The organism is Streptosporangium longisporum (assembly GCF_039534895.1).
GTDB lineage: Bacteria > Actinomycetota > Actinomycetes > Streptosporangiales > Streptosporangiaceae > Streptosporangium > Streptosporangium longisporum.
Map to the genome: position 1 here is coordinate 225,377 of NZ_BAAAWD010000017.1, position 6,000 is coordinate 231,376.

Here is a 6,000-nt window from a genome sequence, read left to right on the forward strand (position 1 = left end):
CGGGCTGCGCTAGCTGCACACAGCGCTCTGGTAGCTATCTTCGTCTGGCCTCGGAGGAGTAGAGCGAGGGCGCGGGCGGTCGGCGAGTGAGGTATGTTCCGTCAGAGCTTTGGTCGCTTCGTCACCTCTGGATGATGATGAGGTCGCCGAGGGTTGAGATAGACCGCGGACATTTTGACGGCCTCGCGCGTTGCGGGGGCGAGCGAGGGCGGTACCTGCTAATCAGGGAGGTGTACCCCGTGTGTCGGATCTCGTGCAGGCACCGCTGTGGGCCTTGTTTTAATCGTCATGGGCCTCCCTGTGCGTGGGCCATGCTGTGGCTGGGGGGCGCGATGACTGGGGCGGTTCCCTCGGCGCTGGCCCGTCTGCGCGACGAAGGCAGGCGAGGGGCTCTTCCGGCGCGCGCTGGTACGGAGAGGAGGCGTTCCGCTCCTGGGTCGGAGCTTTGGGCGGCCGTCTCCCTGGCGGTTGCGAGTCTGCGCCGTTCGCGGCCCGAGCTCGGCGGCCAGGGTGTGTAACCATGGTGCGGGGTCAGCCGCCGGCGCGGTACTGCGCATAGATGCTGGGACAGGTCCCGCATTTCCTCGGGCATCATACGTGCTGCGGGCCTGCGCCGGGTTAGCGAGGAAGGAGCCGCTGGTCCCGGCCGCCGGGGACGAACGAGGATGGCTGTGGATAGACCGTTCTATACGGGCGGGACCAATCGAGCAGGGGCAGCTTGATCTTGCAGGACTGCCGGAGGAAGGACGGTAACCGGGTGGAGGTCCATTCTCGCAGACCGCTGGAGGGGGGAGCTCGGGTGCGCGGAAGGACTTGCGAGTGCATGGGCCGCGCTCTGACGCGATGCTCAGCTCACGCGGCCGACTGGGCTGGCCGTGGTTCCGCTGGTCGGTCTCTCTATAGCTGGCCACCGCGCGGTCCTTCCCCCGGGTTTGGGTCATTGTGTCTCGGTGTCCACTGCTCTTCAAAGTTCGCCTCAGTGGACTTATACGCGTGGTGTGTGTTGACTCGGCCGATCCACTGCTCATGCGTGCGCGAGTCCTGAGGTTACTATTCGAGCGTCGACATGTTGGACTAGGGCCCGAGGTACCTGGACGCGGCCGAGACGCTTGCTTCAGCTCGGGTCACCACTCGTGTGCGCTGCTGTGGGCCTGCCTGGGGATCGTCGGACGGACGGCTTGAGGTGGGCTCACGCTAGCCCGCTGGGGCAGGCTGGGTGCGCTGGCCCTTACAGGTGGCACTGGAAGTGGGGGGGCGGGCGCTGGTCGCTCGGAACGGGACGCGGCGGCTCGGTGGCGACCTGACGGCCGGGGGCTCTTTCCGAGCGGCGGCGGGGCATCAGGTCTTAGGGGCGTGGTCTCCTGCGTCTGACAGAGGTCGGCGCGACGCGGTGCCATCGGCGAACGGCAGGAGTCCGCTGGTAGGTTCGGGAGGTGGTGCCGTACTCAGTGAATGTAACCCGGGCGACAGCCGGACAGGCGAACGGGCTATGAGGGCGGCACCGACCGCCCGGCGCCGAGCATGTTTTCCGCTGTCCCATGCTTGCCGTCCAGTGCCGGGGCCGAGTGCGGAGCCGTCTCCGGCCAGGGACCGTGCGCATGCTCCTGCAGTATAGGCGCGGGGGCGGTAGGTATCCTCAGTGTGGGTGAATGACGATCTGTCGCCCGCCGCGGTTAGCGCTGGTACGCTAGGACGATATCCGCGCGGCCGTGCCGTCGCTACCAGTGGATCTCTGAAGTTCGGAGGGCCCCGGGTCGTGCCGGGACGGCCCAAAGAAAAAGCCCTCCTGGCTACATAGGCCGGGATACCGGTGGGTTACGGCGGTGGGAACAGTGTCTCGGGTGCTTGCATGCTGCGTCGCTGGCGAAGTGCTGTCGGCCGACTGCCAGAGTCGCGGGGTGCAATGGGGAGTCGGTGTCGGCGCCGGGGGTGCCGGTACGGGGGCGCGGGGTCGGCGCTAGGAGGGCGCGCTGAGTGTGGCCCGTGGTGACTAGGACATCAGCTATAAGAGGGCGAGGTGGTAGGCCCCGGGACATGGCGCGGTGTGATGCGGTGCCGGGAGCACTCGCGCCGGCCTCGGTGGAAACGGTTCGTCGGCCCGGACGGTCGTTCGTTCCGCCGGGGCTGAGCTCGGCAGCTACCGCTGGGCTCGTTGCGAGGGGACTCGGGGCTTCGATCACTGGTGAGATTGCATGCTTCCTTCATCGGAGCTTGGACGAGCATTGTACAATGGGGCGAATCGCGGCGGTCGGGGGCACCAAAAGAAATAGACACGCTGCACACGACGCTAGGAAACGTCCTACGGGCAGCGGGCTGGACGTCGCCCGTGGGGGGGGGCCCGTAGGAGGCGGTGTTCGAATGCTAATTATCACGGTTCAAGTCTGGGGCCACCTAGGAGAAGGAAGACAGGCTCCTGCCGGGGATCTGACTGGCGCGGTCGTGTCGAGTGCAGTGCCGGTCGAGACGTGTGCCGCGTTGGATGGCTGGCAGAGTGAACAGGTCACAGTTCTCGGGGTAAGCTTCTAGTAGTCCACGTAGGCCGAGCTGTGGCCAGGTTGTTAGTTCTCGTGCGGCCAGGTATTATCGCGGCTTGGGCCAGGTCAGCGGGGGGAGCTTATGAGGTCTGAAGCCGAGGAATCCGTCCGGTCCACCTGGGTGGCGTTTGCGGCCGAGTCAGTCGTCCTCGTCGCTGGGACGGGCCTCGAAGTAGTCGCGCTCGTCAGGGGACTGCAGGGTGTCACCGTGCGCTTACTTCTGGCGGGCTGCGGTGCCTCAACAGGGGGCGGGTAGTTATACTGGCAGTTCTCTGAAGCCGTAGGCTGGGAGCGTCGATGCCCGCGGTGGCGTTGCATGCGCCTCGTGCAGTTGGGCCGGCTAGATTTGTACGGCGCTCGAAGCGTGTTCCGTATGGTGAAGACACCCAGTTGTGAGTTACACACTATTGGTAGTGATTTGCTAGGGGGAGGATGCGTGGTGCAGTGGGCTCAGCCGGTTCGTGCCCGGGGTGATAGCTAGTCGGGGGTCGGGCTCGGCCAGCGGCTCGGAGGGGCTCTTTGTCCGCCTCAGTCTCCCCGTATATTTATCCTGCGGGTTTGTGGTTTTATACATATTTTATCCGTGCTGTAAACACAATATAGTGGCTGCGCTGTAATATATCGTCATGCCCTTTGGATCGGTGGGGGGGGGGCGGGTAGGGGCCGCCGTCGTCGTGCTATGTGAGGTGAGGATTAGACGCGTGGGCACGCTGGAACTCTGCGAGCGGCCTTGCCAAACCCAAAGCCGGGCTCAAGAGGGTCGGACGAGGTCTCGTATCAGCTGCGCGGCGAAGACGGAGCTCGCCTTCCGCAGGATGACATAGATCAAAGCTGTGCTCTCGGTTGGGCGTGCGTGTCCCGGTGAATCTTAGCATGTCAGATTCCACCGCATGGCAGAAGCCGGAGGTCGAACTGAAAGTCGCCTCTATGGATAGGGCGGCTGTCTGAATTCGGGCAGGCGGTCGCTCGCATCTCCAGCAGTCTGCGTGGCGGCTAGCCGGAGCCGTCGGCGATGTTCTCCAGGATCTCGGGTAGCGGTTCGCACTTGAATGTGTGTCGGGAGGTCTCACCGGTGATGGTGGCGACGAGCGCGCTCGCCTCCGGTGAGCGTTAATCAGTTATCCAGCTACGTCGACCCGCCGCACTCGGCCACGTAGCCCGCGTTCCTATGTGGGCTGGCGCCCTTGGGCTTCGACTGCAGTCGTGCTGAGGGTGGGGGAAAGGGTTCGGGTGGCGCGTGATACGGGCCTAGTCATGCCTGATGCGGTGCAGCTGCAGCGGGGCTCGGGGGTGATCTATCATCTCTTTGTCGGTCATCAACGCTTGCGTGTTCATCGTTCGATGTCCACACGGCCGCTCCGAGGCGGGCTGCAGGAGCGGACGGGCCTGTGCCTGGAGCGCGTGCTTTCACCGCGCGCGCACTGCTGCGCCTCGTGCCGCGTGCTCCTTCGGCTTTACGTCGCATTTCCTCGTTAAGAATTAGGTTAGCGTTTCTCCTGGGGCGGAGGGTGTGGCGCGAGGCGACAAGGACAACCCGCGCGAGGGTACAGGGATCGTCTTCGGATAACACCGAGGGTAGTGCCGGGATTTTCGCGTGATGGCCTACGGTCGGCGAATGCTCGGAGAAGGGGTGGGCCGTAGTACCCGTACCCGTCCTAGAGCAGCCCGGGTCGACATATTCCCGGAGCTCTAGCGCGCGGAGATGGCGCCGTGGAAAGACGGCCTGGTCGTAGGCAGCGATGGTGATCGCCATCACTGCGGGGCTGCGGGTCGGGGGTCTGGGGCGGTCCGTGGGGGGTGAGGGGTATGAGGCGTGATGTGTTGGCTGTCGAAGGGGTTATAACGGAGGTCTTCTGGAGCAGGTTCATGTCAGCGGATTGCGCGAGCGTCATGGGCGCGGCGATTCGTGCGGGATTCCACCTTCGAGGCGTTACAAGGCCTGGGCGGTTAACAAAAAGCGTGCGGCGCGCTGGGGGCTGTCTGCCTGTGTGCGCATGGACGTCGACCATCAGCGCGAGGTGGGTCTCAGTACAATAGATTCAGGTATCAGCTCCACGTGCGCCACCTGTGAGGAGCATGTCCGGCTGACCGCCGGGCTATAGCACCTAGTGCCGGGGTGCGAGGTGCCATCTTCCTCGCGCCTATCGCGTCGATGTCTTTTAGTACAGGGCTGCTGATCTCTATAGTGAGTGTAGCATTTGGGGAGGGGCGGTGGAGGGCTGGAAACTTGTTAGCGGCTTGGTTCATCGCAGTATTGGACTTAGGTCCGACTTGCCGCTAAGTCCGTGCCAGTGCTGAAGAGCACTATGATGCCCCCATGTATAGGAAGCAGAGGAGTAACGGCCGTGCGTTCTGGACTACTTAGCAATAAACGGAGAGGCGTTGCGTACAATGGCGCTCGAGCTCAGGTAAGTGATAGATGTTCGGTACGACCGGCTGAAGGCGTTGGTAGTTTATGATCACACTCCGGGGGCCATGGGATGGGGGGGGCGGAGCAGTCGACGCTTGCAAGAGGGCAAGAAGTGCGTTAGGCAAGGCCCGGCGAAGAGGTGAGAAGCGCCTGACATGTCGATTACGGGTCCGGCTAACCCGATCGCAGGAGGGGGGGGACGGACGCAGGACTAGCAGGGGGGGCAAGATGATGGGCGGGGCATCTTCCACTTCGTCCGTCAGATCTGGAGGCAAGTTCGGGCCATTAAGGTGCGGGCGAGGCTCGCACGCGGATCGGTGCGGGGCGTGTTGCGCCACGTCAGGGTGGTGGTGACGTCACTCGTGCGTTGCGAGAGGGCGTTTACGCCACGAGGAGTGTGTCGCGGTTTAGGCCTAGCTGGCCTCGGGAAAGCCAGGTCGTATGGATGAGCAAGATGTGTGCGCCAACGCTGGATCGTGACGTCGTGTAGCTAACGGCGCTGGTTGGCGGCTCCCCTTGAGGCACTGCCGGCGATCGAGACCGGATTCAAGGAAGATTCGGGCGTAGAATGAAGTCAGAACGTAAAAGAAATAGGAGTGCGTAAACAGTCACGGGATGGGCCTGAACTGGCCTAGTTCGGTGCAACATCGGTGGATGTTATCCTGTGAGTGCGTGGGTTGCCCTCCATCAAAATAAAAAAAGGCTAACTGAGCGCATTGGCTTACCAGCGTCGGCGCCGCTCGTCGTCTCACGACTCCTGAGAGTGTTCCGACGCGTCCTTAAGGACAAAATCTTCAGCGATCGGCGCCGGAACCAACGAAATGGTGGAAATGGGGAGGGAAATTGGAGGGAATAAGGTCAGATGCGACTGAAGAGGTATAGTGAGGGGGGACAATAACTGGGGTCCGTGTCCCGAGCGGATCGGGTAGTGACGAGCGTACAGGGATCGGGGCCGCCCACCCCACCAACAAATCACGTGGGGTCTAGGGTTTTCAGGGGGTCAAATAAAGATTTCTCGTACTATTGTTGGCGGCAGGGTAAATGCTACCGTCTCGT